Raw genomic sequence first — 24,726 nt, 5'->3', positions numbered from 1 at the left:
CCAGGTCGTGTCATTCGGTCCGTGCCCCCGCCATGCGCAGTGCGAGGCCGATGTAACGCGCCTCCAGGTCCGTATGGCTGAGGGGCCGATGCTCATGGAACCATTCGCTGATGTGCACGCACATGTCGAGGATCGGAATCGCGGTCAGCACCGCCGCCGCGCGGTCCTCGCCCCCGACCAGATCGAACACCTGTTTCCGCTGGCCCGCCAGTAGCACGTCGACCACGCTGTCGCGCAGCCGCCGGCGGATGGCGACGACCTCGTCATAGCGCTCGCCCGAGAGCAGGGGGAACTCCCGGTTGGCCACCCGCGCGGTCTCGCGGTGGTCCGAATGCCGTGCGACGTAGACCTTGACGATCGCGCTGAGCTCGGCGACCGGGTCACCCGCCGCCTCGGCCAGCGCCGCGTTCAGCACGCTCTCCAGCCTCAGGTGGATGTCGCGCACCACGACGTACAGAAGCTGGTCCTTGGAGTCGAAGTGGTTGTAGAGCGCGCCGGGCGTGAGACCGCACGCCTCGGTGATCTGCCGTACCGAGGTCGCGAGCGCGCCCTGCCGGTAGAACAGCTCGACGGCCGCGGCGGCGAGGCGCTGCTGGAGCGGCGAACCACCGGCGGGCAGGCCTGACTCGGTCACCGCTCGATCCTCTCTCTTGACACGTCGCTTAAGTCGAGCGTACTAATGTTTCCATCATGTGAATGAACGCTTATTCACCCATGATGTCACAGGTCATCCGGCACATCAGCCTCGGGGGCGGGGCGTCGACCGGCGCTTCGGAGCAGTCCGCCCAGATCCGAAAACGAGGAATCGATGGCCCCTTCGAATCCGACGGCCGCCCCTGCGGACGGCTTCACGATGGACCGGCTCTGGCGCCGCGGTCTGGACCGCTATCCGAGCTCCGGAGCCCGCTACTGGTACCTCGCGGTGGCCGTGTTCGTCACGATCATCCTGTATTACGAGCTGTACGTGACGGGCGGCGTCGCGCCGCTCGTCCTCGAGCACTTCAAGATGTCGTTCATCTACTACGTGAACATCCTCGTCATCTCCAACCTCGTCGGCGCGTTCGGCTCACTCGCCGCCGGTCTCGCCGACCGCTGGGGCCGCGCCAACCTGGTGACGTACGGCCTGCTCGTCACCGGGGTGCTCGTGCTGATCACCCCGCTCGCGCCGAACAAGTTCGTCTTCGGGCTGTTCCTCGTGCTCGGCGGCATCGTCGAGGGCATGTGCCTGGTCGCGACCCCGGCCCTCGTACGGGACTTCTCACCGCAGATCGGCCGCGCCTCCGCGATGGGCTTCTGGACGCTCGGGCCGGTCGTGGGCAGCCTGGTCGTCAGCTTCGTGGCCAACCGGACGCTGCCGCACTTCGACAACTCCTGGACCAGCCAGTTCTACATCGTCGCCGTGGTCGGGCTCATCGCGTTCGTCATCGCGCTGTTCGGCCTGCGGGAGCTCAAGCCGGGCCTGCGCGACCAGGTGATGGTCAGCCCCGCGGACCGCGAGCTCGTCGAGTCGCGCGCCGGCCAGGCCGAGCGGCAGGTCGACCTGGAGAACCCGTGGCGGCAGATGCTCCACATGGACATCCTCGCGCCCGCGCTCGGGGTCAGCATCCTGCTGCTGATCTACTACACCGCGGTCGGGTTCTTCACCGTCTACCTGACCTCCAACTTCGGGTTCACGACCTCGAAGGCGAACGGCATCAACACCTGGTACTGGGGGATCAACGCGGTCAGCCTGGTCGTCGTGGGCGTCCTGTCGGACCGCCTGCGGGTGCGCAAGCCCTTCATGGTGGCCGGCACGGTGCTGGCGGTCGTGATGACGTTCGTCTTCATGACCAAGACCACCCATCCGCACACGAGCGCCACCACACTGATCGTGATCATCGCGCTGATCTCGCTCGGGCTGGCCACGGCGTACGCGCCCTGGATGGCGGCGTTCACCGAGACCATCGAGAAGCGCAACCCGGCGCTGACCGCGACCGGCCTGGCGATCTGGGGTTGGATCCTGCGCATCGTGGTCTGCGTGGCCTTCTTCGTCCTGCCCTACGTCGTCACCGCGATGAACAAGCTGGTCGAGGCGCCGGCGGTGCTCGCCCAGGTCAAGGCCGCGGGCGCCAACCCGCCCCCGGCGCTGCTCGCGGAGGTCGGCAAGATCAAGGCCGCGGCGGCCGACGGGCCGCACCAGTGGCAGACCTGGTGGTGGGTGTGCATCGTGGCCGAGATCCTGTTCCTCGGGCTGATGCTGCCGCTGGTCGGCCGCTGGAGCCCGAAGGCGGCCAAGGCCGACGCCGACGAGCACGAGCGTGAGGTCGCGCGGCTGACCGCCGCCTCCTGACGGAACCTCATCGGCCGCCCGGTCGTCGCACAGGGGTGATCCTCACTTCTGAACAGCGCGACCGGGCGGCCGGCGTACTCCTCGGGGCGGCCTGCGGCGACGCGCTCGGCGTGCCGTACGAGTTCGCCGCGCAGCCTTCCGGTGCTCCGGAGATGGTCGGCGGCGGGCTCGGGCCGTACGAGCCGGGCGAGTACAGCGACGACACCCAGATGCAGGCGTGCGTGGCGGAGGTGGCGGCGCGCGGTCACGGCCTGCTGTCGGAGCTCGCGCTGGACGGCATCGCCGTACGGTTCATGCGGTGGTACCGCGAGGGCGCGAGCGACATCGGAGCCCAGACCCGGCAGGTGCTGGAGGCCGTCGATGCCGGGACGTCGTCGGAGATGCGCCGGGCCGCCGCCGCGGTGCACCGCCGTACGGGCCGCAGCGCGGGCAACGGCTCGCTGATGCGCACCGGCGTCGTCGCGCTCCCCTATCTGGACGACGTCGCGGCGATGGCCGAGGCGGCGCGGCTGGTCAGCGGCCTGACGCACTTCGACGACCTGGCCGGGGACGCGTGCGTGCTGTGGTGTTCCGGCGTACGGCGGGCGGTGCTGTCGGCTCGCTTCGACGGCGTACGAGAGGGGCTCGCCCTTCTGCCGCCGGACCGGCGCGACCGGTGGGCGGCGTGGCTGGACGAGGCCGAGGCCGCTCCCCCGGACCGCTTCAGCCCGAACGGCTTCGTCGTGCCGGCGCTGCAGGCCGCCTGGTCGGCGATCCGCCGCACCTCGACACTGCCGGACGGACTGGTCGCGGCGGTGCGCGCGGGCGATGACACCGACACGGTCGCGGCCATCGCGGGCGCGCTGCTCGGCGCCCGGCACGGCGCCTCGGCGGTACCACCCGAGTGGCGCGCGGCCGTACACGGCTGGCCGGGCCTGACCGCCGACGACCTGGTCGACCTCGCCGTACGCGCCACGGCTTAGGGCACGTCGCGGCGTACGGTGTCGGGCTGGTGGGAGTCGTCGTGCCGGTGCGCGATGCGCACGGCGTACTCCCTCGGCGACACCCCCAGCTGCCATGAGCAGACCGAACAACTCAGGTGGTCGTGGGTGGTCCGCTCGTCGTGTTCGACCTCGACCACGCCTATCCGCAGGTTCTCCACGTGGCAAAACCGTACACGTAGCGTAGCCATCACCTCCACTCCTGTGACGAGCGTGTCCCGCTAGTTGCAGACGCGTCCGGCGTAGGAACCGGCCAGGAGCTCGTCGACCGCCCGCAGGCCACGCCAGGCCTTGGTCATGCCGTACTGGGCTCCGTCCGCGTCCACGTCGTGGCGCTGGCCGGTGGGCCCCGGCAGGCCGTCCTCTCGCTCGATCTCGGTCCGCCGGTCCAGCGCCGCGAGCGCCGCCGGATAGCCGTTGTCGTAGGAGATGAACCGGAGCATCTCCCGCAGGTCGCCGGCGTCCACGCGCCGTGGTCACGTGCAGCTCGAACGGCGGCCCGAGCGTCCGCCGGCTCTCCGGCCCTCGTAACCGGACACCCGTTGTGCTACAACTGTAGTGTAACCGAGCGCGCGACTACAATGGCCGGCCATGAACGCGCCTTCGCCGTCCCGCGGCCGCAACCCCCGCGGCCAGGGCGAACGCCTGCGAGACGACATCGTGTCCGCCGCCCTTCAGATGCTCGACGACCTGGCCGACGACCAGGCCCTGTCCCTGCGCGCGGTGGCCCGCGAGGTCGGCATCGCCGCGACGTCCGTCTACATCCACTTCGAGGACCGGGACGCCCTGGTGCTCGCCGCGCTGGAGCGCTGCCACCGTGAGCTGACCGGCGGCATCGAGCAGGCGGAGGCGAGCGGCACCGACCCGACCGCCGCACTCCGCGCCCGTGTGCTCCTGCCGGGCTCGTGGGCCCACGTCCATCCCGGCCTGTACAAGGTCATGCACGAGAGCACCCTCAACCGGCGCACGTCGATGGCCTTCAAGGAGGACCAGGCCGAACGCACCACGGCGGCGGTCCAGCGCTGCATGGACGCGGGCCTGGCCCCGCCCGGCGACGCCGCGACGGTCGCCCTGGACCTGCGCGCGGCCGTCCACGGCAGCGTCTCGATGCGCGTCAACCAGCCCGACCTGCCCTGGCCGCCCCTGGAGGAGCAGGTCGACCGCTTCCTCACCAAGCTCGTCGGCGTCACGCCGCAGACGGCGGACGCCGACCCGGTCGAATAGAGCACGGGACTTCCAACTCGCTCAGCGGCCAGGTCGACGGCGTCATCGCGCTCATCGACGAGCTGGGCATCGGCGACGCCGTGCTGTGCGGGTACGACGTGGGCAGCTTCACCGTCCAGACCATCGCCGTGAGGCGCCCTGACCTGGCGCACTCCCTGGTCGAGCTCCTCGACCACCTCACCGAGAACCACTCGGCGCCCGGCGCCTTCCTGGCCGGCGTGATGTGGTTCCGCCACCCCGAGGGCAACCCCATCACCTATTACGCCAACGAGACCAGACCGGCGCCGGGTGACAGGTTCTCCAAGAACGTCACCATCCTGTGGCCGGACGGCGACGCGCTCTTCCCCACGGAATGGAGCGACACGCTGGACGACCACTACAGCGATTACGACCTGCACATCATGGAGAACACGGGACATTTCAGCCCCGTGGACTCCCCCGAGACGTGGGCGGAGCACATCCGCGACCACGTACGGGCCGCCTCCTGAGGCCCGACGGCATGTCCGGCATCCCGCTTCACCAGGCGCTCGCGCACGTTCGACCACCGTTCCGACAGCCGTACCCGGTCAGGCCGGGGCGATCCGCGAGGGACGGGGCTTTGATCATGCTGAGGACCCCGGCGACGAGTGCCGATGCCGGCGATCCGGAACGCGATGAGCGCCCCGAAGACGGCGTGCCACCACCAGCGGGCCGTGAGCACTATCAGCAGCCCGAACACGACGGTGAACGCGATGCCCGGCGGGAACGCGGCGCCGAAGGGCGCGTCGTCGAACGTGGACGGGTCGGCGGCCCACTGGACGGCCGCCGGACCAGCGCCACCGCCACGGCGAACGCGAGGTCGATGAAGGGGCCGGGCTTGTCGTGGCCGGGAGCCTCGTCGCCGGCGGCGGTCAGGACCAGCGCCGCGCACGTGGCGCTTAGGAACACCCGGTGCCGGCCGTGAGCGCGGCCGATCGCGGTCCGCGCCGGCCCGCCACCCCGCCACGTCACGGCGGATCCGGCGACCGTCGGGCGGCGTCACGAGACGGTTCCAGCGATGGAGAGGCTGTTCATGGTTCCTTCCGAGGCGGTGACGTCGCACCATCCTCGGAGGCGGTCACGGCCGCCGTCGTCCGTCACGGAAGGCCTCCCGCCTGCCCCCTCTCGGCGTAGCCGGGTCAGGCGCCGCGGTCGCGTTCGGCGGCCAGGCGGCGGGTCTGGGGAGACAGCGGGGCGAGCAGTACGGCGGTGACCAGGTCGACCAGGTGGCTGGCGAACAGGCGGTCGTCCGTGTGCGGGCCGGACTGCGCGCGGCGGGCCAGCTCCACCATCGTGAAGCGCACCGCCACGAACCTGCGGTGCAGGCGGGTGGCGTCCTCCTCCAGCAGCGGGCCGGTCAGCTCGCGCCAGCGGTACGTGCTGTCCGCCGGGTCGCTCACGCTCGCCCGGCCGATGACCGGCTCCGGGCGGTTCACCAGCTCGCCCAGGATCTGGAGGTACGCGCGGCCGCCCGGATGGGCGAGCTTGGCCGCCAGTGGGCGCACCAGGGCCCCGGACAGGGCGTGCACATCGGCCTCGCCGCCCGCCTCGTACGCGTCGAGCAGCGTGTGGCGTGCCGTCTCCACGTCGCGGTGATGCCGTTCGAGCACGGCGCGCAGCAGGCCCCGGCGGTCGCCGAAGTGGTACTGCAGGGCGGTCACGTTGCGGGCGCCCGAGGCGCGGACGATCTCGCGCAGGCTGACGCCGTTGACGCCTTCCGTGGCGAAGAGGCGTTCCGCCGTCTCGATCAGACGTTCTCGCGTCTCACGCCCGGCCGCGCCCACGCGGGAAATTGAACCACATTGACCTTTAATGCAGCTGAATCATAAGCTCACGGCGCGGAGGTTCCCCCTGGATGCAGCCTGATCACATCGACGCGGCACTGGTCGACTTCGGCGTTCTGGCGGACTGGATGGACGGACGGTCGCTGCCCGGTGGCCCGTTCGAGAGGGTCGAGCGCCTCGGCGGCGGCACGCAGAACATCCTGGTTCGCTTCTGGCGCGGCGACCGTGAGTACGTCCTGCGCCGCCCGCCGGCGCACCTGCGGCCCAAGAGTAACGACGCGCTGCGCCGTGAGGCCCGCGTGCTCGCCGCGCTCGACGGCACCGGCGTACGCGCTCCGCGCCTGGTCGCGGCCTGCGACGACGAGAAGGTCATGGGCGGCGCGGTCTTCTACCTCATGGAGTCGATCAGCGGCTTCAACCCCACGACGATGCTGCCCCGCCCGCACGCCGCCGACCCCGCCATCCGTCACCGGATGGGCCTGGAGGCCGCCGCCGCGCTCGCCGAGCTCGGCGCGGTGGACCACACGGCCGTCGGGCTGGGCGGCATGGGCCGCCCGGAGGGCTTCCTCGAACGCCAGGTCGGCCGGTGGCTGGCCGAGCTCGACTCCTACAGCGCGCTCGCCGGCTATCCGGGGCCGGACATCCCGGGCGTCGCGGAGGTCGCGGCCTGGCTGGAGGAGCGCCGCCCGCGCGAGTGGCGGCCCGGGATCATGCACGGCGACTACCACCTGGGCAACCTGCTGTACGACTTCGGCGGCCCGCGGGTCGCGGCGATCGTCGACTGGGAGATGTGCACGATCGGCGATCCGCTGCTCGACCTCGGCTGGCTGGTCGCGACCTGGCCGGGCGGGGAGACCGACAAGCTCGCCGGCGCGATCGGCGCGGTGGGCGGCCTGCCGGGCACGGACGAGCTGGTCGAGGTGTACGCCGCGCGTACGGACCGCGACCTGTCCGCGCTGAACTGGTACGCCGTACTCGCCTGTTTCAAGCTCGGCATCGTGCTGGAGGGGTCGCACGCCCGCGCGTACGCCGGCAAGGCGGCCAAGGACGTCGGCGACCTGCTGCACGCGACGACGCTCGGGCTGTTCGCCCGTGCCCGCGTTTTCATGGAGGCGTGAATGTGGGACTTCTCGACCGAGCCTGAGTTCCAGGCCAAGCTCGACTGGATGGACACGTTCATCCGGGACGAGGTCGAGCCGCTCGACCTGGTCTACGGCGGTAAGGCCTACGAGCCGCTCGGCGAGGAGCTGCGGGCGATCGTCGAGCCCCTGAAGGCCCAGGTGCGCGAGCAGGGCCTGTGGGCCTGCCATCTGGGCCCCGACCTGGGCGGTCAGGGGTACGGCCAGCTCAGGCTCGCGCTGATGAACGAGCTGATCGGCCGCTCGCCCTGGGCTTCGGTGATCTTCGGCTGCCAGGCGCCCGACACCGGGAACGCCGAGATCATCGCGATGTACGGCACCGAGGAGCAGAAGACGCGCTACCTCAAGCCGCTGCTGGACGGCGAGTGCTTCTCCGGCTTCTCGATGACCGAGCCGCACGCCGGCTCGGACCCACGCCTGTTCCGGACGCGCGCGGTACGCGACGGCGACGGCTGGGTCATCACCGGCGAGAAGTACTTCACCTCCAACGCCGCGAACGCCGCGTTCCTCATCGTCATGGCGGTCACCGACCCGGACGCCCACCCGTACCAGCGGATGTCGATGTTCCTGGTGCCGACCGACACCCCGGGCGTGGAGATCGTGCGCAACATCGCGACGATGGGCCACCGCGGCGACGGCGGTCACGCGCACATCCGCTACAACGACGCGGCGGTCGGCTCCGAGGCGCTGCTCGGCGAGGTCGGCGGGGCGTTCGCCATCTCCCAGGCACGCCTCGGCGGCGGCCGGATCCACCACGCGATGCGTACGGTCGCGGCGGTCAAGAAGGCCTTCGACATGATGTGCGAGCGGGCGCTGTCACGCGAGACCCACGAGGGCAACCTCGCCGGCAAGCAGCTCGTCCAGGCCGCGATCGCCGACTCCTACATCGAGATCCAGCAGTTCCGGCTGCTGATCCTGCACACGGCCTGGCTGATCGACCAGTCCTCCACCCGGGAGGCGCGGACCCAGATCGCCGCCTGCAAGGTCGCCGCCGCGCGCGTCTTCCACGACGTGGTCTACCGGGCGATGCACATCCACGGCGCGCTCGGCGTCTCCGGCGACACTCCCCTGGCGCGGCTCTGGCAGGCCGCGCCGCTGATGGGGATCATGGACGGCCCCACCGAGGTCCACCAGTCCTCGATCGCGCGCCGGGTGCTGCGGGGGTACGAACCCTCTCCCGGGCCATGGCCCACCGAGTACCTGCCGGACAAGATCGCCGCCGCTCGCGAGAAGTACGGAGTCGAATGATGCTGAGTCTGGAAGAGGCACGCGCGGCGGTGACCGCGCCGGGCCGGTTGTTCGAGATGGACGAGGTGGAGATCCACGGCGTCCGTACGCGCGTCTGGAAGAACGCCCTGCCCACGCTGCGCTCGCTCCTGGAGATCACCCGGTTTCACGGCGACGCGACGTTCCTGGTGTACGAGGACGACCGGCTGACGTTCGAGGAGCACTTCCGGCGCGCCTCGACCTTCGCCCGCCGCCTGGTCGAGCGGTACGGCGTGCGCAAGGGCGACCGGGTCGCGATCGCGATGCGCAACTTCCCCGAGTGGTCGGTGGCCTTCTTCGGCGCCGCCGCGGCCGGCGCCGTCGTCGTGCCGCTCAACGCGTGGTGGACCGCGCCGGAGCTGGAGTACGGCCTGAAGGACAGCGGCGCGACGCTTCTGGTCGCCGACCAGGAGCGGGTCGAGCGGCTCGCCGGCGTGCTGCCCGGCCTCGGCGTCCCCACGATCGTCGTACGCGGCTCGGGCACGCCGCCCGAGGGCGTGGAGGCGTACGAGTCGGTGCTCGGCGAGGTCGGCGACATCCTGCCCGACGTCGCCATCGAACCGGACGACGACGCCACGATCTTCTACACCTCCGGCACGACCGGCCGGTCCAAGGGCGCGCTCGGCACGCAGCGCAACATCACGACCAACCCGATCAGCCTCGCGTACGCGATGGCGGCGGCCGGTCTGCGTGCCGGCGCCGACTTGGAGGAGGTCATGGCGACCACACGCCGGGTGTCGCTGCTGAGCGTGCCGTTCTTCCACGCGACCGGCTGCCACTCGGTCCTCGTGGCCAGCGCCCTCGCGGGCAGCACGATCGTCTTGATGCGCAAGTGGAACCCGGAGCGGGCGCTGGAGCTCATCGAGCGCGAACGCGTCACGATGTTCGGCGGCGTGCCGACCATGGCCTGGCAGGTGCTCACGTCCCCCGCCTTCGACAAGTACGACACCTCCAGCCTCACCGGGGTCACCTACGGTGGTGCGCCGGCGCCGCCGAAGCTCGTGGAGAAGATCAAGGAGCTGCTGCCGGAGCGCGTCCCGGGCAACGGGTACGGGCTGACCGAGACCTCGTCGGTGACGACGTACAACTCCGGGGTGAACTACCTGTCCCACCCCGACAGCGTCGGCCCGCCGGTGGCGGTGTGCGACGTGAAGGTGGTCGGTCCGGCGGGCGACGAGCTGCCGGTCGGCGAGGTGGGCGAGCTGCTCATCAAGGGACCGAACATCATCCGCGGCTACTGGAACCGCCCCGACGCCACCGCCGAGGCCTTCGCCGGCGGCTGGTTCCACAGCGGCGACCTGGCACGCGTGGACGACGAGGGGTTCGTGTACATCGTCGACCGGGCCAAGGACATGCTGATCCGCGGCGGGGAGAACGTCTACTGCGCCGAGGTCGAGGCCGCGCTGTACGAGCACCCCGCGGTCGCCGACGCGGCGGTCATCGGCGTCCCCCACGACGAGCTGGGCGAGGAGGTCGGCGCGGTGGTGTGCCTGCGGCCGGGGACGTCGCTGGAGGCCGATGAGCTGCGCGCCTTCCTCCGCTCACGGATAGCGGCGTTCAAGGTCCCGGCGCACGTGTGGTTCCGCGACGGCGAACTCCCGCGCAACCCCGGCGGCAAGATCCTCAAGACGCGCCTCCGTACAGAGATCCTCGGCTGAGGGGATCAGCTTCCCGTGGCGGAGAGGGGGTGAACGGCGTCGGCCAGGACGGAGGCGCGGCCTCGCGCCGGGACGTACGTGGCGACCTCCCAACCCCGTTCGCCGGAGAATCGCTGGTAGTAGCGCTCGGGGCCGAGCCCGAAGAAGCTGCTGTCGGGACGGAACCAGACGTTCGGCCCGGTCGCGGCATAGGTCTCGGACTGGTTCGCGGCGTCGATGACGAGTGTGCCGCCGTCGGCCGTCTTCAGCGCGTAGACGGGCTCGGCCCGCGGCGTCCACTTCACGCCGCCGCTCCACCGGTGCCCGCCGTTGGTCCTCCTCACCGAGGCGGCCCAGCCCTTGGCCAGCGGTGTCGTCAGCGGCCCGGAGGCGAGCCCGCCCGGGGCGCGCCGGCCGGCCGCGACGGCCGTGAGGTAGGTGGCGTAGCGGGTGCCGATCTTCAGGGCCGGCCCGGCCGTGACGGCCGTGGCGGAGCCGTCCGCGCCGCGGGCGATGGTCGGTGCCTTCTGTCCCTTGGCGAGCCACGGGCCTTCGGCCGCCTTGTACGCGCCGCCGCCGGCGTCGACGAAGACGAGGAACTCCGTACCGCCGCTGGTCGCGACGGCGGTCGTCACGAACCAGGCCGGGCTGACGCCGCGCGGGATGAAGAACTGCGGCTTGTGGTAGACGAACGGCTTGATCTTCTTTTCCTTCTTGGCCCGGATGCGCTTGTTGGCCGCCAGGTCGGCCTCGAGCATCGGCCCGGTCTCGTTGGAACGCAGGAGCGCGTCGGAGACCTTGGCGTTCGCCTGGTTGTTGACCTTCTCGTAGTTGCCGAGCACGGCCTGAGCCTGGGCGAGGGTGAGCGTCTTCACCGCGGGCGTGACCTTCACCGACGGGCCCTGCGCGGGCGTTCCGCCGTCCTTGCCGCATCCGGCGGTGAACGCGGTCACGACGACGGTCGCGACGACAATTCGGGAGAACATCTTCTCGCTTTCCTGGGGCCGTTGGGGCCGGCCAAGAGTCGCAAGAGAGCGCGAGGAACACAATTCGGAAGTCGCGCGGTTCGTCCCGTCGACGGGACACCCGTCGGCACCGTACGGCCTGCTCCCCGAACGGGGCAAATGCGCGTCGTCCTCATCCCCGTTCCTCGGGGGATTCGGGCAGACGACAGGCTCGCGTCAGAGAACTCCACCGCGCGATTGACCGATCCGGGCGCGGGACGGCTCCGCGCCCGGATGCTCGGCGGATCAGTTCGTCGCGAGCGCCTTCGGCCGCGGCTGGAACGGGAGGAAGCGCTCGGCGCGGTGAGGGCGGGCGGGGATCTCCGTGGCCTCGACCGCCAGCATGCGGTCGAAGCGGAAGGCCCGTACGCCCTTCCGGAGGCGGCACCAGGCCACGAGGTACCAGTGGTCGCCGTGCACCAGGCAGGTCACCGGCTCCACCTCGCGGATCGTCACGTCTCCCCGCGCGTCGGCGTAGTGAAGGCGGACGACCAGCCGTGCGGTGATGGCGCCGGCCGCGGTGCGGGCCCGGCGTGCGGTCGCCGGGTCGAGAGGGCTCGTCAGCGTGGCGAGCGTGGTCGCGATGACGTCGGTCGGCGCCTCCATGTCATCGAACAGGTGCCGCAGTGCGCGGCGTGCGGTGGCGGACTGGGGGCCGGCGCCCAGGTGGGCGAGCGACAGCCCGAGGGCGGCGATCTCGGCGGCGGTCAGGCTCGGGAGGGTGCGGATCGGGAACAACGCGTTCTCGGCCATACTTCGATAATACGTTCGACCACTGACACTTTGACGTGCCGCGACGGCCACTTCTCAGCTACGTTCGCGCAGGATCTCCAGGGCCCGGTCGGCGTGCACGCTCATGCGGAACTCGCTCGAGATCTCCTCCAGCAGACGCCGGTCGGTGTCGATGACGAAGGTCCTGCGCCGGGTCAGCAGCGGGCCGAACTTCCGCCGTACGCCGAACTGCCGGGACACCGTGCCATCGGGGTCGGACAGCAGCGGATAGTCGAACGAGTGCTTGGAGGAGAACTCATGCTGCTTGTCGACCTCGTCCGGGCTGATCCCCACGCGCTGCGCGCCGAGGTCGCCGAACTCCTTGGCCAGGTCGCGGAAGTGGCAGGTCTCGGCGGTGCACCCGCTGCTCAGCGCCGCCGGATAGAAGAAGAGGACCACCGGTCCCTTCGCGAGGTAGCCGCTCAGCGTCTGCGGCGTCCCCTCGTCGTCGAGAAGTTCGAAGTCCGGAACCAGGTCTCCAGCTTTCATCCTGCCGTCCTCTCCGCCCATGAGCGTCAACGCGGATGAGCATAACGATGCCGGACAAGGCCCCTCTGAAGCAGCCGAGATTTTCTACAAATCCTGGACGCAGCTCGATGGAAGCTTAGAATGATTCCCAGCGAGGAGGATGCCATGCCCGGCTCACAGCCACCGGTCTCGTTCCAGACCCGGCCCGACCTGTACCACCACTGGCGCCTGGAGTTCGACGGTGACGTCGCGACGCTGGTGATGGCCGTCGACGAGCGGGGCGGCCTGCGCCCGGGCTATGAGCTGAAGCTCAACTCCTACGACCTCGGCGTCGACATCGAGCTGTACGACGCCGTGCAGCGGCTGCGGTTCGAACACCCCGAGGTACGCGCGGTCGTCATCACGAGCGGTGACGACAAGGTCTTCTGCGCCGGCGCCAACATCCGCATGCTGGCCGCGTCGAGCCACCCCTGGAAGGTGAACTTCTGCAAGTTCACCAACGAGACGCGCTGCGGCATCGAGGACGCGACCGAGCACTCCGGCCAGACCTACCTCGCGGCGGTCAACGGCACCGCCTCGGGCGGCGGCTATGAGATCGCGCTGGCCTGCGACCGCATCCTCCTGATCGACGACCGGTCCGCGGCGGTCTCGCTGCCGGAGGTGCCGCTGCTCGGCGTGCTGCCGGGCACGGGCGGCCTGACCCGCGTCGTGGACAAGCGCCGGGTCCGCCGCGACCGCGCCGACGTCTTCGCGACCCGGCCCGAAGGCGTCAAGGGCCGCGCCGCGGTCGAGTGGCGCCTGGTGGACGAGGCGATCCCGCGCAGCCGGTTCGAGGAGACCGTACGCGAGCGGGCCCGTGAGGCGGCCGCCGCGTCGGCCCGTACGGGCGAGAACGGCGTCGCGCTGCCCCTGCTCGAACCGGAGATCACCCCGGACCGCGTCGCGTACACGCACGTGACCGCCGAGCTGGGCGAGGACCGTGTCGACATCACGATCCGCGGCCCGCGCGACGAGCCGCCCGCCGCGATCGACGCGGGCTTCTGGCCGCTCGCGATGACCCGTGAGCTCGACGACCTCATCCTCTGGCTGCGCACCAACGAGCCGGAGCGCGGCACGTGGGTGTTCCGCACCCAGGGCGACGCCGACGCGGTCCTCGCGTACGAGGAGTCGATGACCGGCGGCAAGGACTGGCTCACCAACGAGATCCGGCACTACTACAAGCGCACCCTGAAGCGGCTCGACGTCACGAGCCGCAGCCTGGTCGCGCTCATCGAGCCCGGAAGCTGCTTCGCCGGCCCGCTGCTGGAGATCGCGCTCGCGTGCGACCGGCAGTACATGCTCGAAGGCGCGGCGATCGTGGTCACCGACGCCAACTTCGGCGCGTACCCCATGGCCAACGGCCTGACCCGGCTGGCGTCGCGCTTCTGCGGCGAGGACGAGCCGCCGCGCGACGTACGGGGACGACGCCTCGATTCGGCGGAGGCCGACGAGTACGGCCTGGTCACGCTCGCCCTGGACGACATCGACTGGGAGGACGAGATCCGGATCGCGCTGGAGGAGCGTGCCTCCCTCAGCCCGGACGCCCTCACCGGCATGGAGGCCAACCACCGGTTCGCCGGCCCGGAGACGCTGGAGTCCAAGATCTTCGGCCGTCTCTCCGCCTGGCAGAACTGGATCTTCACCCGGCCCGGCGCGGCCGGTCCGGACGGCGCCCTCAGCAAGTACGGCACCGGCAAAAGAGCGACTTTCGACCGTAAGAGGGTCTGACCGATGAGCACAGCGGACTACCAGGAGAAGATCCCGAACAACGTCGGGCTGGCCGACGACCGGCGGCTGCAGCGGGCGCTGGAGTCCTGGCAGCCGGGGTTTCGCGACTGGTGGGCCGAGATGGGCCCCGAGCTCCCGACCGAGGACGTCTACCTGCGTACGGCGGTGAACGTCGGCCGTGAGGGCTGGGCGCACTTCGGCCACGTGCCGGTGAGCGAGTACCGCTGGGGCGTCTTCCTCGCCGACCCGCGCCCCGACCGGCGCATCGCGTTCGGCGAGCACAAGGGCGAGCCGGCGTGGCAGAAGGTGCCCGGGGAGTACCGCTCGGCGCTGCAGCGGCTCATCGTGATCCAGGGCGACACCGAGCCGGCGAGCGTCGAGCAGCAGCGCCGGCTCGGCCACACCGCGCCGAGCCTGTACGACCTGCGCAACCTCTTCCAGGTCAACGTCGAGGAGGGCCGTCACCTGTGGGCGATGGTCTACCTCCTGCACGCGTTCTTCGGCCGCGAGGGCCGGGAGGAGGCGGGCGAGCTGCTGCGCCGCAACTCCGGCAGCGAGGACTCCCCGCGCATCCTGGGCGCGTTCAACGAGGAGACGCCGGACTGGCTGTCGTTCTTCATGTTCACCTACTTCACCGACCGGGACGGCAAGTACCAGCTCGGCACGCTGAAGGAGAGCGGCTTCGACCCGCTGTCGCGCACGTGTGAGTTCATGCTCAAGGAAGAGGCCCACCACATGTTCGTGGGCACCACGGGCGTCGACCGCGTGGTGGCGCGCACCGCACGGCTGATGGTCGAGCACGACACCGACGACGCCGGGCCGCACGGCGCGATCCCGCTGCACGTCATCCAGAAGTACCTCAACTTCCACTACAGCGTGAGCCTGGACCTGTTCGGCGGCGAGACCTCGACGAACGTCGCCAACTACTTCACCGCCGGGCTGAAGGGCCGCTGGCAGGAGGAGCGCCGCAAGGACGACCACCGGCTCACCGACGCCGGCGCGTACGTCGACACGGTCGAGGACGGGCGGCCGGCCAGGGTCGAGGTGGAGGCGCTGACCGCGCTCAACACCGACCTGCGCGAGGAGTACGTCACCGACTGCGAGAGCGGCGTCAAGCGCTGGAACCGCATCCTCGAGGAGGCCGGGCTCCCCCACCGGCTCGCACTGCCGCACCGCGCCTTCAACCGCTACGTCGGCGCCTTCTCCGCGGTCAACGCCTCGCCCTCCGGCGAGATGCTGACGGACGGCGAGTGGAACGCGCGCAAGAGCGCCTGGCTGCCGACCGGCACGGACAAGGCGTTCGTCGCTTCTCTCATGCGCCCCGTGTACGAGCCCGGTAAGATCGCGAGCTGGCTCGAACCCCCGCGAAACGGCATCAACGGCAAGCCGTTCGACTACGAGTACGTCCACTTCCTCTAAAGGGCGTGATGCGGTGTTCAACGCCTGCACCTACCTCGTCGACCGGCACGTGGAGTCCGGGGGCGGCGACCGCACGGCGGTGACCGGGCCCGGCGGGACCCTCACGTACGCCGAGCTGCTCGAACGCGTGCGCCGCATGGCCTCGGGCCTGCGCGGCCTGGGCGTACGGCCCGAAGAGCGCGTCCTGATCTACATGCCCGACTCCCCCGACATGCTCGCGCTCATCCTCGGTGCGATGCGCGCCGGCGCGGTGCCGGTGCCCGTGTCGACCATGATGACGGCCAAGGACCTCGCCGAGGTGCTGCGCGACTCGCGCGCCCGCGTGCTGGCGGCCGGCGCGGAGTTCGCCGCGGCGGCCGAGGAGGCCGCGCGGCTGGCACCCGACCTGGCCGCGTTCCTGCTCACCGGCGACACGCCGCCGCAGGCGCCGGAATGGGCGCAGAGCCATCTGCTCGCCAAGGTCGCGGACAACGACGGCATCGGCGACCCGTACCCCACGAGCCCCGACTCCAGCGCCCTGTGGCTCTACACCTCCGGCACGACCGGCCTGCCGAAGGCCGCCGTCCACCGGCACGCCTCGATCCGGTCGGTCTATGAGACCTACGGCGCGCAGGTGCTCGGGATCCGGCCCGGCGACCGCTGCCTGTCGGTGCCGAAGCTGTTCTTCGCGTACGGCATCGGCAACTCCTGCTTCTTCCCGCTGGCGGCGGGCGCATCGGCCGTACTCGAGCCGTCCCGTCCGACGCCCGCGCTCATCGCCGAGCGTCTGTGCCCCGATGACCCCGCCGAGCGGCCGACGCTGTTCTTCGGTGTCCCGACCTTCTACGCCGCGCTGCTCGCCGCCGACCTGCCGCCCGAGACGTTCTCCTCCGTACGGCAGGCGGTCTCGGCCGGCGAGCCGCTGCCCGCGCCCATCTTCCGGCGGTTCGGCGAGCGGTTCGGCGTGGAGATCCTGGACGGCATCGGCGCCACCGAGGCGCTGCACATCTTCGTCTCCAACCGCCCCGGCGCGGTGCGTCCCGGCACCACCGGCACTCCGGTCCCCGGCTATGACGTGCGGATCGTCGACGACGCCGGCGCCGAGGTGGCGCCGGGGACGCCCGGTCACCTCATGGTGCGTGGCGACTCGATCGCCACCGGCTACTGGTGCCGTACGGAGGTGACGCGGCGGGTGTTCCAGGGCGAGTGGCTCCGTACGGGCGACACGTACGTCGACGAGGGCGGCAGCCTGCGCTTCCTCGGCCGCTCCGACGACATGATCAAGGCGGGCGGGATCTGGGTCTCGCCGAGCGAGGTCGAGGCGCGGCTGCTGGAGCATCCGGGCGTCGCCCAGGCGGTCGTGGTCGCGGTGCCCGACGGCGACGGACTGGACAAACCGGTCGCCGGGATCGTACGGGCCGGGGGTTCCTCGCTGACCGAGGATGAGGTCATCGCGTTCTGCCGCGAGGGACTGGCCTCGTTCAAGCGCCCGCGCGCGGTGTTCTTCCTGGACACCCTGCCGACGACGGCGACCGGAAAGATCCAGCGCTACATCCTGCGTGACGCGTTGCGGGAGAGCGGCGTGACCTCCTGAAAAGAGCCCTCCTGACCGTGCCCGACGTTTGAGGCCCTCCCTGTGGGGGATCTGGGTGCAGACTTCAGGAGGTACTACCCATGACCGCTCAAGGTGCGCGTGCGAGGGCCGCCGGCAACGGGGTGTCGCACCGGTCGGCGATCCGGATGCTCGGCCGGGCCGGGCTGGCCGCGCGTGGTGTGATCTACATCCTCGTCGGGGCGCTGGCCGTCCAGATCGCCTTCGGCAAGGAAGGCGGCAAGGAGGCCGACCGCCAGGGGGCGCTGCAGACCGTCGCCCAGACACCGGGGGGCACGATCCTGCTCTGGCTGCTGGCCGCCGGGCTCGCCGGGATGGCGCTGTGGAGGTTCAGCGAGGTCATCTGGGGCCAGGCCACGGAGGACGGGGACAAGGCCACCAAGCGCCTCATGTCCCTGGTCCGCGGGATCTTCTACTCCGTCGTCTGCGCCAGCACGGTGGCGTTCATCATCGGCGCGGGCGGCCCCGGCTCCAGTGACAAGAAGTCCAAGGACTGGAGCGGCAAGGCGATGCACGACATCCCGCTGGGCCGCTGGCTGGTCCTGCTCGTCGGGCTCGGCCTGATCGCCGGTGGCGTCAGCATCGCCGTACGGGCCATGCGGACCAAGTTCGAGAAGAAGCTGAACACGCACCAGATGAGCCCGGCCGTCCAGAAGGCGGTCAAGACGGTCGGCGTCATCGGCCTGACGGCACGCGCGGTGGTCTACGCCGCGGCCGGTGTCTTCCTCGCCTACGCCGGGTTCACCTACGACCCCGACAAGGCCAAGGGAGTGGACGGCACCCTGCGGGAGTTCGCCCACACCGGCGCCGGGCCGCTGCTGCTGGTCCTGGTCGCCGTCGGCCTCATGGTCTTCGGTCTCTATTCGTTCTGTGAGGCGCGCTGGCGCCGCGTGTAGAGCCGTTGACGTGGCGGCCGTCCTGGTCCGCATCGGCAGTCCCTGGGCTGACCGAAGCCGATGCGACCGGGACGGCCGTCACTCGCGTCTGAGCTCGCGCCAGCGGCGCAGCGCGCCGGGCGCCCATTCGGCGTGCAGCTCGGCGAACAGCTCGCGCGCCCGGTCGCCGATCCAGGCGTCGGGCAGGAGCTCGGCGGGCAGCCGCGGGTCCAGGAAGGGAAACCGGCGCCACTCGTGTACGAGGCGGCTCTGGGCGAGCATCGTGTCGTGCGCCGTCGCCGGGCGCAGGTCGCCGAACGTGCCGACGAAACCGGCGTACTGCGCGGCGACGGCGTCGAGGTCCCAGGCCCGGCCGACCATCTCCGGCTGACTGCCGACCGCGGCGAACCTGGCGGTGAACGACATGGCCCCGCCGCCCAGGCCGAGCCCCTCGACCACGGCGAGCGCCTCGGCCTCCCGCTCGGGCAGCGGCGAGATCCACATGCCGGGGCCGGGCGAGCCGAACCCGGCCCAGGTCAGCTTGGTACGGAGCTTGTGCCGCAGCCGCCGCTTGGACTCGGGCACCGAGACGTACAGGATCAGCCAGAGGCCGTCCCAGGCCGGCCGGGGCGTGCCGAAGGCGTAGATGCGCTCCGCGCCCTCGGTGAGCAGCCGGCGCCCGGAGGGGGTCAGCGACCAGCGGACGCTGCGCCCGACCCGCTCGGAGGCGAGCCACCCGTCCGCGGCCGTACGGGCGAGGGCCTGGCGGGCGGACTTCTCCTCCACGCCCAGGTTGTCGAGCACCTCGACGATCGTCGAGGTCCAGACCGGCTCGTCCTCGGGCAGCACGAACTCGCCGAGAACGGTCAGGAGAAGGGAACGTGCGCTCGTCTCCCCCACGGCGTGCCGTCTGGTCAGCGTGGGGCGTACGGCGGTCACGTGTTTCACTCTACATATCCCTGGTGCACCATGGCCCACGAGTAGAACAATGGTGGTCGTGCTCGACGGTCATCTGCTCGTGGACGCCCACACACACCCGGCCCGCCTGCCGACGCTGAAGCCGGCCTGGCATGAGTGGGCGGCCGACTTCGGCGACCGTACGGCGATCGAGCGGGTGTACGACGCGGACGGCACGCCCGTACCGTCCGGTTTCGGCGCCTTGCTGGACGACGAGGGCGTCGACATCGCGCTGATGCTGTGCGAGTACAGCCCGAAGGCCACGGGCATCCAGCCGATCGAGGACCTGCTGCCCTTGGCCGCGCACGACCCGGGCCGCATGCGGCTGGTCGCGAACCTCAACCCGCACCTGCACTATCCGGTCGGTGACGAGGTCGAACGCCAGCTCTCTCTGGGGGCGGTGGCGCTGAAGCTCCATCCGGTGCATGGTGGCTTCGCGGCCAACGACCGGGCGCTGTACCCGGCGTACGAGGTATGCCGCGCGCGGGGTGTGCCGGTGGTGGTGCACTGCGGGACGAGCAGCTTCCCGGGCTCGACGAACGGCTACGCGGACCCGGTGCTGCTGGACGAGGTGCTGCGCGACTTCCCGACGCTGAACGTGGTGCTGGCCCACGGCGGGCGGGGCTGGTGGTACGACGCGGCGGCGTTCCTGGCGCTGTCGAGGGAGACGGTGTGGATCGAGCTGTCGGGCCTGCCGCCGCGGAGACTGCCGGAGTACTACGCGCGGCATCCGTTCGGGCGGCTGGCGAGGCGCTTCATCTTCGGTACCGACTGGCCGGGCGTCCCGGGCATCGCGGCCAACGCCCGCGCGGTCGCCAAGCTGTGCCCGGACGAGGAGACGGCCGGCCTGGTCCTGGGCGGCAACGCGACCCGGGTCTACAACCTCTGACTAATTGGGCATTACAGTCATTTTGGATAAGGTCATTTCCGATATTGTTTTCGGTTGACCCTGGTTATCAAAATCCCTATTCATGTCGGACTTGAGTGCTACGGTGGCGACATGGGCTCTCCAGCCGGACAGGTCAGAAACCGATTCATTCAAGTGAATAGTCGTACACTGACGATCAGCGAGCCCCCCGAGGCCTACCAGCTGCACAACATCGCACGGATCAGCGTGTTCACCTGGAACCCGAATTTCCGATCCGCGTTCAGCGTGTTACGGAAATTGGCCCTCTCTTTGTTCTCGGCCATATCGACGTTCACATTCACCTTCGCATTCCCTCCTCTGATCTTCGTCTCTTTCATGCTGTTCGCGTTGACCTTCTATTATGTCGTACAGCTGATCCAGATCCTGAGCCGGAAGCGGAAGTTCATTCTTCTCCTGGAGAGCACCGGGGAGCCGGTCTTCGCGGTGTCGAGTGAATACTGGGATCCGATCTTCAACCTCTACAACAGCCTCGTCGCCGCGATCGACAACCCGCCCGATCGGCCGGTCGTCTATAGCATCAGCCACCTGAGCCAGGTCGAAGGCGACCAGATAAACGTGCATGGATCCAACAACACGGGAAAGCGGGTGCTCTAAAGTGGGCGACCACTTCGGCGGCGACCAGATCAACGTGCACGGCACCCACAACACCGGCAAGATCGTCAACCAGGGCCTCTCGGCCGACGTGGCCCGTGAGCGGGACTTCCTCATCCGACAGTTGCAGGCCAAGGGCTTCATGTCGGAAAGCGGTGCCATACTCGACGCACGGGGAGCCGACGAGGAGATCAAGAGCCAGCGAGGACATCTTGGACGGCTCGAACACATGATGAGGACAGGCGCACCTGAGGTTGTTCGAGAGATCATAGGCAGCACGCTGGCCAATCTTCTCAGCGCGGCTTTTCAGTGACGTCCACGACATCCGCCGCCCGCCGACATCGCCGGCAGCGGACCGTACGCAATACGTCGGCCTGAGCCCACCCGGCAGATGGCGAGAGCCCCTGCCATCTGCCACAGGGAAGGATTTACGCCGGCCGGGCCGGCGACCCACGGGCGGCGGCCGCACCCGCGATCGTTCCTCCAGAGGGAAGACATCTCCACCTCCGAGAGTTGAGGTGTAATGATGTAATCATCTGGAGGTGTGATGTCCAGCGAACCTCTTGACGCCTACTCCCAGGTCGTCTCCTCCGTCGCCCGGGACCTGACTCCGCGGGTGGCGAGTCTTCGTGTTCGGCATGGTGGGCGTGAGGGCACCGGCTCGGGCGTCGTGTTCACCGACGACGGGTTCCTGCTCACCAACGCGCACGTCGTCGGGGGTGCTCGTGAAGGCTCGGCCGCGTTCGCCGATGGGGACGACACCTCGTTCACCGTCGTCGGGGTCGACCCGCTCTCCGATCTCGCGGTCATCAGGGCCAATGGGGACACCCCGGAGCCCGCCGCTCTCGGGGACAGTGCCGGGCTCGTCGTCGGGCAGCTCGTCGTCGCCGTCGGGAATCCCCTCGGGCTCGCCGGGTCCGTCACGGCCGGGGTCATCAGCGCGCTCGGGCGGTCGCTTCCGGCCCACGACGGGGCGGCCACGCGGCTCATCGAGGACGTGATCCAGACCGACGCCGCGCTCAACCCCGGCAACTCCGGCGGCGCCCTCGCCGACGCCGGCGGACGCGTCGTCGGGATCAACACGGCGGTGGCCGGGATCGGGCTCGGGCTGGCGGTGCCGATCAACGACACCACCCAGCGGATCATCGGCGCGCTCATGCGGGACGGGCGGGTTCGGCGGGCCTACCTCGGGCTGGTCACCACGCCCGCGCCCGTACCCAGCCCTCTCCGTGCCCGCACGGGCGTACGCCGGGCGCTGCGGGTCGTCGAGGTCGCGCACGGCAGCCCGGCCGCCCGCGCGGGGCTGCGCGCCGGTGACCTGCTGCTCAGCGCCGGCGGTAGCGCGACGACCGACGCGCGGAGCCTGCAGCGGCTGCTGTTCGCCTCCGCGATCGGCCGGCCGCTGCAGCTCACCGTCCTGCGCAACGGCGCGATGGTCGACGTCATCGCCGAGCCGGTCGAGCTCACCGGCGTACGCGGGTGAGCATCGGGCGCTGTGGGCTCTGACCGAGGTAGGTCGATGTCCAGGCCTCAGCGCGTCGGCACGGTGACCGTACGCCCGGCGACCTGTTCATAGGTGAACACCACGGGAGCCCGGCGGCCCACCACGACGCGGTAGAAGTCCTCGCGTGGCACGCCCGCCACCGCGAACGCGAACCGGCAGGTCTGCGCGTTCCCGTCGATCAGGTCGCCGCCGACGCCCTCCTCCAGCCATCCGCTCGCGACGATCTCGTCGGACGGCGCGCGGACGACCACCGCCGCGCCCTCGATCAGGTCCTCGTCGCCCTGTGCCCCCAGGCACGTCCGTCCGCCGACGACGTTCTCGGTGATGGTCACGGTCCCTCTGACAGTGATCGACCGGCCGGCGTGGACGAAATAGGCGATGCCGGCAGCGCAGGCCACCGCCGCCGCCGCGGTGACGGATACGACCCGCCGCCGGCGTGGCCGCTGCGTCGAGGGAGCGGGGACGGCGTCGATCTGGGTCATGGGCGAGAGTCCTCTCCGGTCGAGACAACGGTTCACGCCATGAATGCCTCGACCGCCGTATCAGGTTGCACGAGAACGGCCGTACGGCCTGATATGACGGCATAATCGCGGGCGACGGAAGGAACCCCGCGTGATCCAGACTCCCCCGCGGCGCCCCGCGAACGTCGCGCTGATCGTCGTACTCGGGTTCTTCCTGAGCGGCCTCCTCGAATTCGTGATCGACCTCGTCCTCGCGTTCGGCGAGCTGATCCACTCCCGGTCGACCTCGGACGTCGTCAGCCTCGTCCTCGCCCTGCTGATCGGCGGGGTGGCCGGCGGCGCGATGTTCCTCACCCGGCCGCGCCACTACGGCCTCGCCGCCGTCGCGGCCGTCTCCGGCGTCGTCTCGGGGATCATCGCCGACGAGCTCGCCGTCGCCGTCTACTTCGTGGCCAAGGACCTGCCGCTCAGCGTGCACCTGTTCACCGGCTACTTCACCGGCGCGCGAACGATCTTCTGGGTCAACGTCGTCATCGTCATCGTGGTGGCGGCGGGCCTGACCGCGATCCGCGTCGCCCGCGTACGCGCCGGCGATCCGCCCGGCGGCCCGCCGCAACCGTGGGGCCCGCCACCCGGTCAGTGGAACCCACCCGGTCAGTGGAGCCCACCGGGTCAGTGGAGCCCACCCGGCTACGGCCCGCAACCAGGCCCCTACGGACCCGGCCCGTACGGGCCGAACCCGCCTAACCCACGCTGAGCAGGCTCGCCGGGTCGTCCAGGACGCGTTCGACCACGAGTGACGCCGCGCCCAGCGCCGCCGCGTCGCCGCCCAGCCGGGACACCGTGATCCGCGGCGGCGAGTCCCGTACGAGTCCGGCGCCGCTCGCCAGCGCCGCCTCCGCCGCCGGGCGGGCCCACGGCGCGAGGCCGGAGAAGATGCCGCCCAGCACGATCGTGTCCGGGTCGAGGAGGTTCACCGCCGCGGCCAGGGCCTGGCCCAGCGACTCCCCCGCCCGGCGTACCGCCGCCAGTGCCCGCTCGTCGCCCTCCTCCAGCCGGGCGACCAGCGCCGACAGCGGGCCGTCCGGGCTCGCCGAGGACGTCGCCGTCGCCGAGGCCATGCCGGCGGCGCGCAGGATCGCCTCCTGCCCCGCGACCTGCTCCAGGCAACCGCGGCCGCCGCAGGCGCACAGAGGGCCGCCCGGCGACACGACTATGTGGCCCAGCTCCCCCGCGAAACCGTGCGCGCCCCGGAAGATCCGCCCGTCCACGACGATGCCCGCGCCGATGCCGATCTCTCCCGAGACATGGACGTACGAGCCCAGCGCCGGCCCGTCGCCGAACCACAGCTCGCCCAGCGCGGCGAGGTTGGCCTCGTTGTCGTAGTCGGCGGGCAGCGGCAGCGACGGCAGGCCCGCGCTGAGCAGATCACCCGCGGCGACGTCGCTCCAACCCAGGTTGGGCGCGGTGCGCAGCCGCCGGCCGGAGCGGTCGAGGGCGCCCGGCAGCGCCACGACCGTGCCCGCCACCGACAGCCCCTGCGAACCCGCCGCGGCGATGGCCTGGGAGGCGAGGCCGGTCAGCGTGGCGATGACCTGCTCGGGCGGGCGGCCCCGGTTGTCCGCGGCGACGATGTGCCGGTGCCGGATGCGGCGGCCGAGGTCGAGCACGCAGGCGGCCAGGTAGTCGACGTTGATCTCCAGGCCGAGGCCCGCCACCCGGTCGCCGTTGAGCGAGACCGCCGTGGCCGGCCGGCCGCGCTCCCCGTCGCGTACGGGCCCGTCCTCGCGGACGAGTCCCGCGACGGACAGGGAGGCGACGAGGCTGGAGACGGTGGTCTTGGTGAAGCCGGTCGACTCGGCCAGGCGGGCGCGGCTCACCGGCTGGCGGCGGGAGATCTCACCGAGCACGACGGCCAGGTTGCGCTCGCGCATGGTGCCGTGGCGTACGGGGATCACCTCATGGTGCATCGAAACAGACTAAACCTGCAGCGGCCCCCGTGTTGACACCTCG

General features: G+C 70.7%; 26 protein-coding genes. 16 read left to right on the top strand and 10 right to left on the bottom strand.

What is annotated here, in order from left to right; all coding sequences use genetic code 11:
• Positions 1–10: 10 nt before the first annotated feature.
• Positions 11–634 (bottom strand): TetR/AcrR family transcriptional regulator, encoded by a 624-nt coding sequence (locus QWU11_RS01525; RefSeq protein WP_290103119.1) that lies wholly within the window; start codon positions 632–634, stop codon positions 11–13.
• A 174-nt stretch (positions 635–808) separates the two neighbouring features.
• Here QWU11_RS01525 and QWU11_RS01520 point away from each other — a divergent pair, with 174 nt between their 5' ends.
• Positions 809–2,329 (top strand): MFS transporter, encoded by a 1,521-nt coding sequence (locus QWU11_RS01520; protein WP_290103118.1) that lies wholly within the window; start codon positions 809–811, stop codon positions 2,327–2,329.
• Between the two features lie 35 nt (positions 2,330–2,364).
• Positions 2,365–3,291: an ADP-ribosylglycohydrolase family protein gene (locus QWU11_RS01515; RefSeq protein WP_290103117.1), complete on the top strand. Its 927-nt coding sequence runs from the start codon at positions 2,365–2,367 to the stop codon at positions 3,289–3,291.
• On the opposite strand, the gene QWU11_RS01510 is transcribed toward QWU11_RS01515, so the two are convergent.
• Together QWU11_RS01510 and QWU11_RS01505 are read right to left on the bottom strand one after the other, a co-directional pair.
• Positions 3,288–3,470 (bottom strand): hypothetical protein, encoded by a 183-nt coding sequence (locus QWU11_RS01510; protein ID WP_290103116.1) that lies wholly within the window; start codon positions 3,468–3,470, stop codon positions 3,288–3,290. The genes QWU11_RS01515 and QWU11_RS01510 overlap by 4 nt on opposite strands.
• Positions 3,471–3,530: 60 nt before the next feature.
• Entirely contained in the window at positions 3,531–3,776 is a 246-nt protein-coding gene (locus QWU11_RS01505; RefSeq protein ID WP_290103115.1) for a hypothetical protein, read from the bottom strand.
• Between the two features lie 124 nt (positions 3,777–3,900).
• Between QWU11_RS01505 and QWU11_RS01500 the strand changes: the two genes are divergently transcribed.
• Entirely contained in the window at positions 3,901–4,533 is a 633-nt protein-coding gene (locus tag QWU11_RS01500) for a TetR/AcrR family transcriptional regulator (protein ID WP_290103114.1), read from the top strand.
• An 80-nt stretch (positions 4,534–4,613) separates the two neighbouring features.
• Complete coding sequence (locus tag QWU11_RS01495; protein WP_290103113.1) at positions 4,614–5,021, top strand: hypothetical protein; 408 nt, start codon at positions 4,614–4,616, stop codon at positions 5,019–5,021.
• Between the two features lie 669 nt (positions 5,022–5,690).
• Here QWU11_RS01495 and QWU11_RS01490 read toward each other — a convergent pair.
• Positions 5,691–6,335, bottom strand: a complete 645-nt coding sequence (locus QWU11_RS01490) for a helix-turn-helix domain-containing protein (RefSeq protein WP_290103112.1) — start codon at positions 6,333–6,335, stop codon at positions 5,691–5,693.
• 71 nt (positions 6,336–6,406) lie between these two features.
• Here QWU11_RS01490 and QWU11_RS01485 point away from each other — a divergent pair, with 71 nt between their 5' ends.
• Genes QWU11_RS01485 through QWU11_RS01475 form a run of 3 tightly spaced genes read left to right on the top strand, consistent with a single transcriptional unit; the run spans position 6,407 to position 10,398 of the window.
• Positions 6,407–7,453, top strand: a complete 1,047-nt coding sequence (locus QWU11_RS01485; protein WP_290103111.1) for a phosphotransferase family protein — start codon at positions 6,407–6,409, stop codon at positions 7,451–7,453.
• The gene (locus QWU11_RS01480) at positions 7,454–8,722 is read left to right on the top strand and encodes an acyl-CoA dehydrogenase family protein (RefSeq protein WP_290103110.1); all 1,269 of its coding nucleotides are present in this window, start codon (positions 7,454–7,456) and stop codon (positions 8,720–8,722) included.
• Positions 8,719–10,398 (top strand): AMP-binding protein, encoded by a 1,680-nt coding sequence (locus tag QWU11_RS01475; protein ID WP_290103109.1) that lies wholly within the window; start codon positions 8,719–8,721, stop codon positions 10,396–10,398. Before QWU11_RS01480 ends, QWU11_RS01475 begins: the two co-directional genes overlap by 4 nt.
• A gap of 5 nt (positions 10,399–10,403) precedes the next feature.
• On the opposite strand, the gene QWU11_RS01470 is transcribed toward QWU11_RS01475, so the two are convergent.
• From QWU11_RS01470 to QWU11_RS01460, 3 genes are all read right to left on the bottom strand, one after another.
• Positions 10,404–11,363 carry a hypothetical protein gene (locus tag QWU11_RS01470; RefSeq protein ID WP_290103108.1) on the bottom strand — a complete coding sequence of 320 codons (960 nt, stop codon included), beginning with the start codon at positions 11,361–11,363 and terminating at the stop codon, positions 10,404–10,406.
• Positions 11,364–11,627: 264 nt separating this feature from the next.
• A complete protein-coding gene (locus QWU11_RS01465; protein ID WP_290103107.1) occupies positions 11,628–12,134 on the bottom strand; it encodes a WYL domain-containing protein in 507 nt (168 codons plus the stop codon).
• A gap of 54 nt (positions 12,135–12,188) precedes the next feature.
• Positions 12,189–12,641: a peroxiredoxin gene (locus QWU11_RS01460; protein ID WP_290103106.1), complete on the bottom strand. Its 453-nt coding sequence runs from the start codon at positions 12,639–12,641 to the stop codon at positions 12,189–12,191.
• A 144-nt stretch (positions 12,642–12,785) separates the two neighbouring features.
• Between QWU11_RS01460 and boxC the strand changes: the two genes are divergently transcribed.
• The 4 genes from boxC (at position 12,786) to QWU11_RS01440 (ending at position 18,293) form a co-directional block, all read left to right on the top strand.
• A complete protein-coding gene (boxC, locus tag QWU11_RS01455) occupies positions 12,786–14,387 on the top strand; it encodes a 2,3-epoxybenzoyl-CoA dihydrolase (RefSeq protein ID WP_290103105.1) in 1,602 nt (533 codons plus the stop codon).
• A gap of 3 nt (positions 14,388–14,390) precedes the next feature.
• The gene (boxB, locus tag QWU11_RS01450; protein ID WP_290103104.1) at positions 14,391–15,806 is read left to right on the top strand and encodes a benzoyl-CoA 2,3-epoxidase subunit BoxB; all 1,416 of its coding nucleotides are present in this window, start codon (positions 14,391–14,393) and stop codon (positions 15,804–15,806) included.
• Between the two features lie 13 nt (positions 15,807–15,819).
• On the top strand, positions 15,820–17,379 hold the full coding sequence (locus tag QWU11_RS01445) for a benzoate-CoA ligase family protein (RefSeq protein WP_290103103.1): 1,560 nt from the start codon (positions 15,820–15,822) through the stop codon (positions 17,377–17,379).
• Between the two features lie 80 nt (positions 17,380–17,459).
• Positions 17,460–18,293, top strand: a complete 834-nt coding sequence (locus QWU11_RS01440) for a DUF1206 domain-containing protein (protein ID WP_290103102.1) — start codon at positions 17,460–17,462, stop codon at positions 18,291–18,293.
• A 78-nt stretch (positions 18,294–18,371) separates the two neighbouring features.
• Here the strand turns inward: QWU11_RS01440 and QWU11_RS01435 are convergent, their stop codons facing one another.
• Positions 18,372–19,220: a PaaX family transcriptional regulator C-terminal domain-containing protein gene (locus QWU11_RS01435; protein WP_290103101.1), complete on the bottom strand. Its 849-nt coding sequence runs from the start codon at positions 19,218–19,220 to the stop codon at positions 18,372–18,374.
• A 49-nt stretch (positions 19,221–19,269) separates the two neighbouring features.
• Here QWU11_RS01435 and QWU11_RS01430 point away from each other — a divergent pair, with 49 nt between their 5' ends.
• From QWU11_RS01430 to QWU11_RS01415, 4 genes are all read left to right on the top strand, one after another.
• On the top strand, positions 19,270–20,118 hold the full coding sequence (locus QWU11_RS01430) for an amidohydrolase family protein (RefSeq protein WP_290103100.1): 849 nt from the start codon (positions 19,270–19,272) through the stop codon (positions 20,116–20,118).
• Between the two features lie 54 nt (positions 20,119–20,172).
• On the top strand, positions 20,173–20,751 hold the full coding sequence (locus tag QWU11_RS01425) for a DUF6232 family protein (protein WP_290103099.1): 579 nt from the start codon (positions 20,173–20,175) through the stop codon (positions 20,749–20,751).
• Position 20,752: 1 nt separating this feature from the next.
• Positions 20,753–21,061, top strand: coding sequence for a hypothetical protein (locus QWU11_RS01420; protein WP_290103098.1), 309 nt, complete (start codon positions 20,753–20,755; stop codon positions 21,059–21,061).
• A gap of 234 nt (positions 21,062–21,295) precedes the next feature.
• On the top strand, positions 21,296–22,231 hold the full coding sequence (locus QWU11_RS01415) for a trypsin-like peptidase domain-containing protein (RefSeq protein WP_290103097.1): 936 nt from the start codon (positions 21,296–21,298) through the stop codon (positions 22,229–22,231).
• A 47-nt stretch (positions 22,232–22,278) separates the two neighbouring features.
• On the opposite strand, the gene QWU11_RS01410 is transcribed toward QWU11_RS01415, so the two are convergent.
• Positions 22,279–22,734: a hypothetical protein gene (locus QWU11_RS01410; RefSeq protein ID WP_290103096.1), complete on the bottom strand. Its 456-nt coding sequence runs from the start codon at positions 22,732–22,734 to the stop codon at positions 22,279–22,281.
• A gap of 130 nt (positions 22,735–22,864) precedes the next feature.
• On the opposite strand from QWU11_RS01410, the gene QWU11_RS01405 reads away from it, so the two are divergent.
• Complete coding sequence (locus tag QWU11_RS01405; RefSeq protein WP_290103095.1) at positions 22,865–23,470, top strand: hypothetical protein; 606 nt, start codon at positions 22,865–22,867, stop codon at positions 23,468–23,470.
• On the opposite strand, the gene QWU11_RS01400 is transcribed toward QWU11_RS01405, so the two are convergent.
• A complete protein-coding gene (locus QWU11_RS01400; protein WP_290103094.1) occupies positions 23,457–24,683 on the bottom strand; it encodes an ROK family transcriptional regulator in 1,227 nt (408 codons plus the stop codon). The genes QWU11_RS01405 and QWU11_RS01400 overlap by 14 nt on opposite strands.
• Positions 24,684–24,726 lie beyond the last annotated feature (43 nt).

It is taken from the genome of Actinomadura sp. DC4 (genome assembly GCF_030406325.1).
GTDB lineage: Bacteria > Actinomycetota > Actinomycetes > Streptosporangiales > Streptosporangiaceae > Actinoallomurus.
Note: the sequence above shows the minus strand (reverse complement) of the source record. Positions and strands in the feature narration are given on the sequence as shown.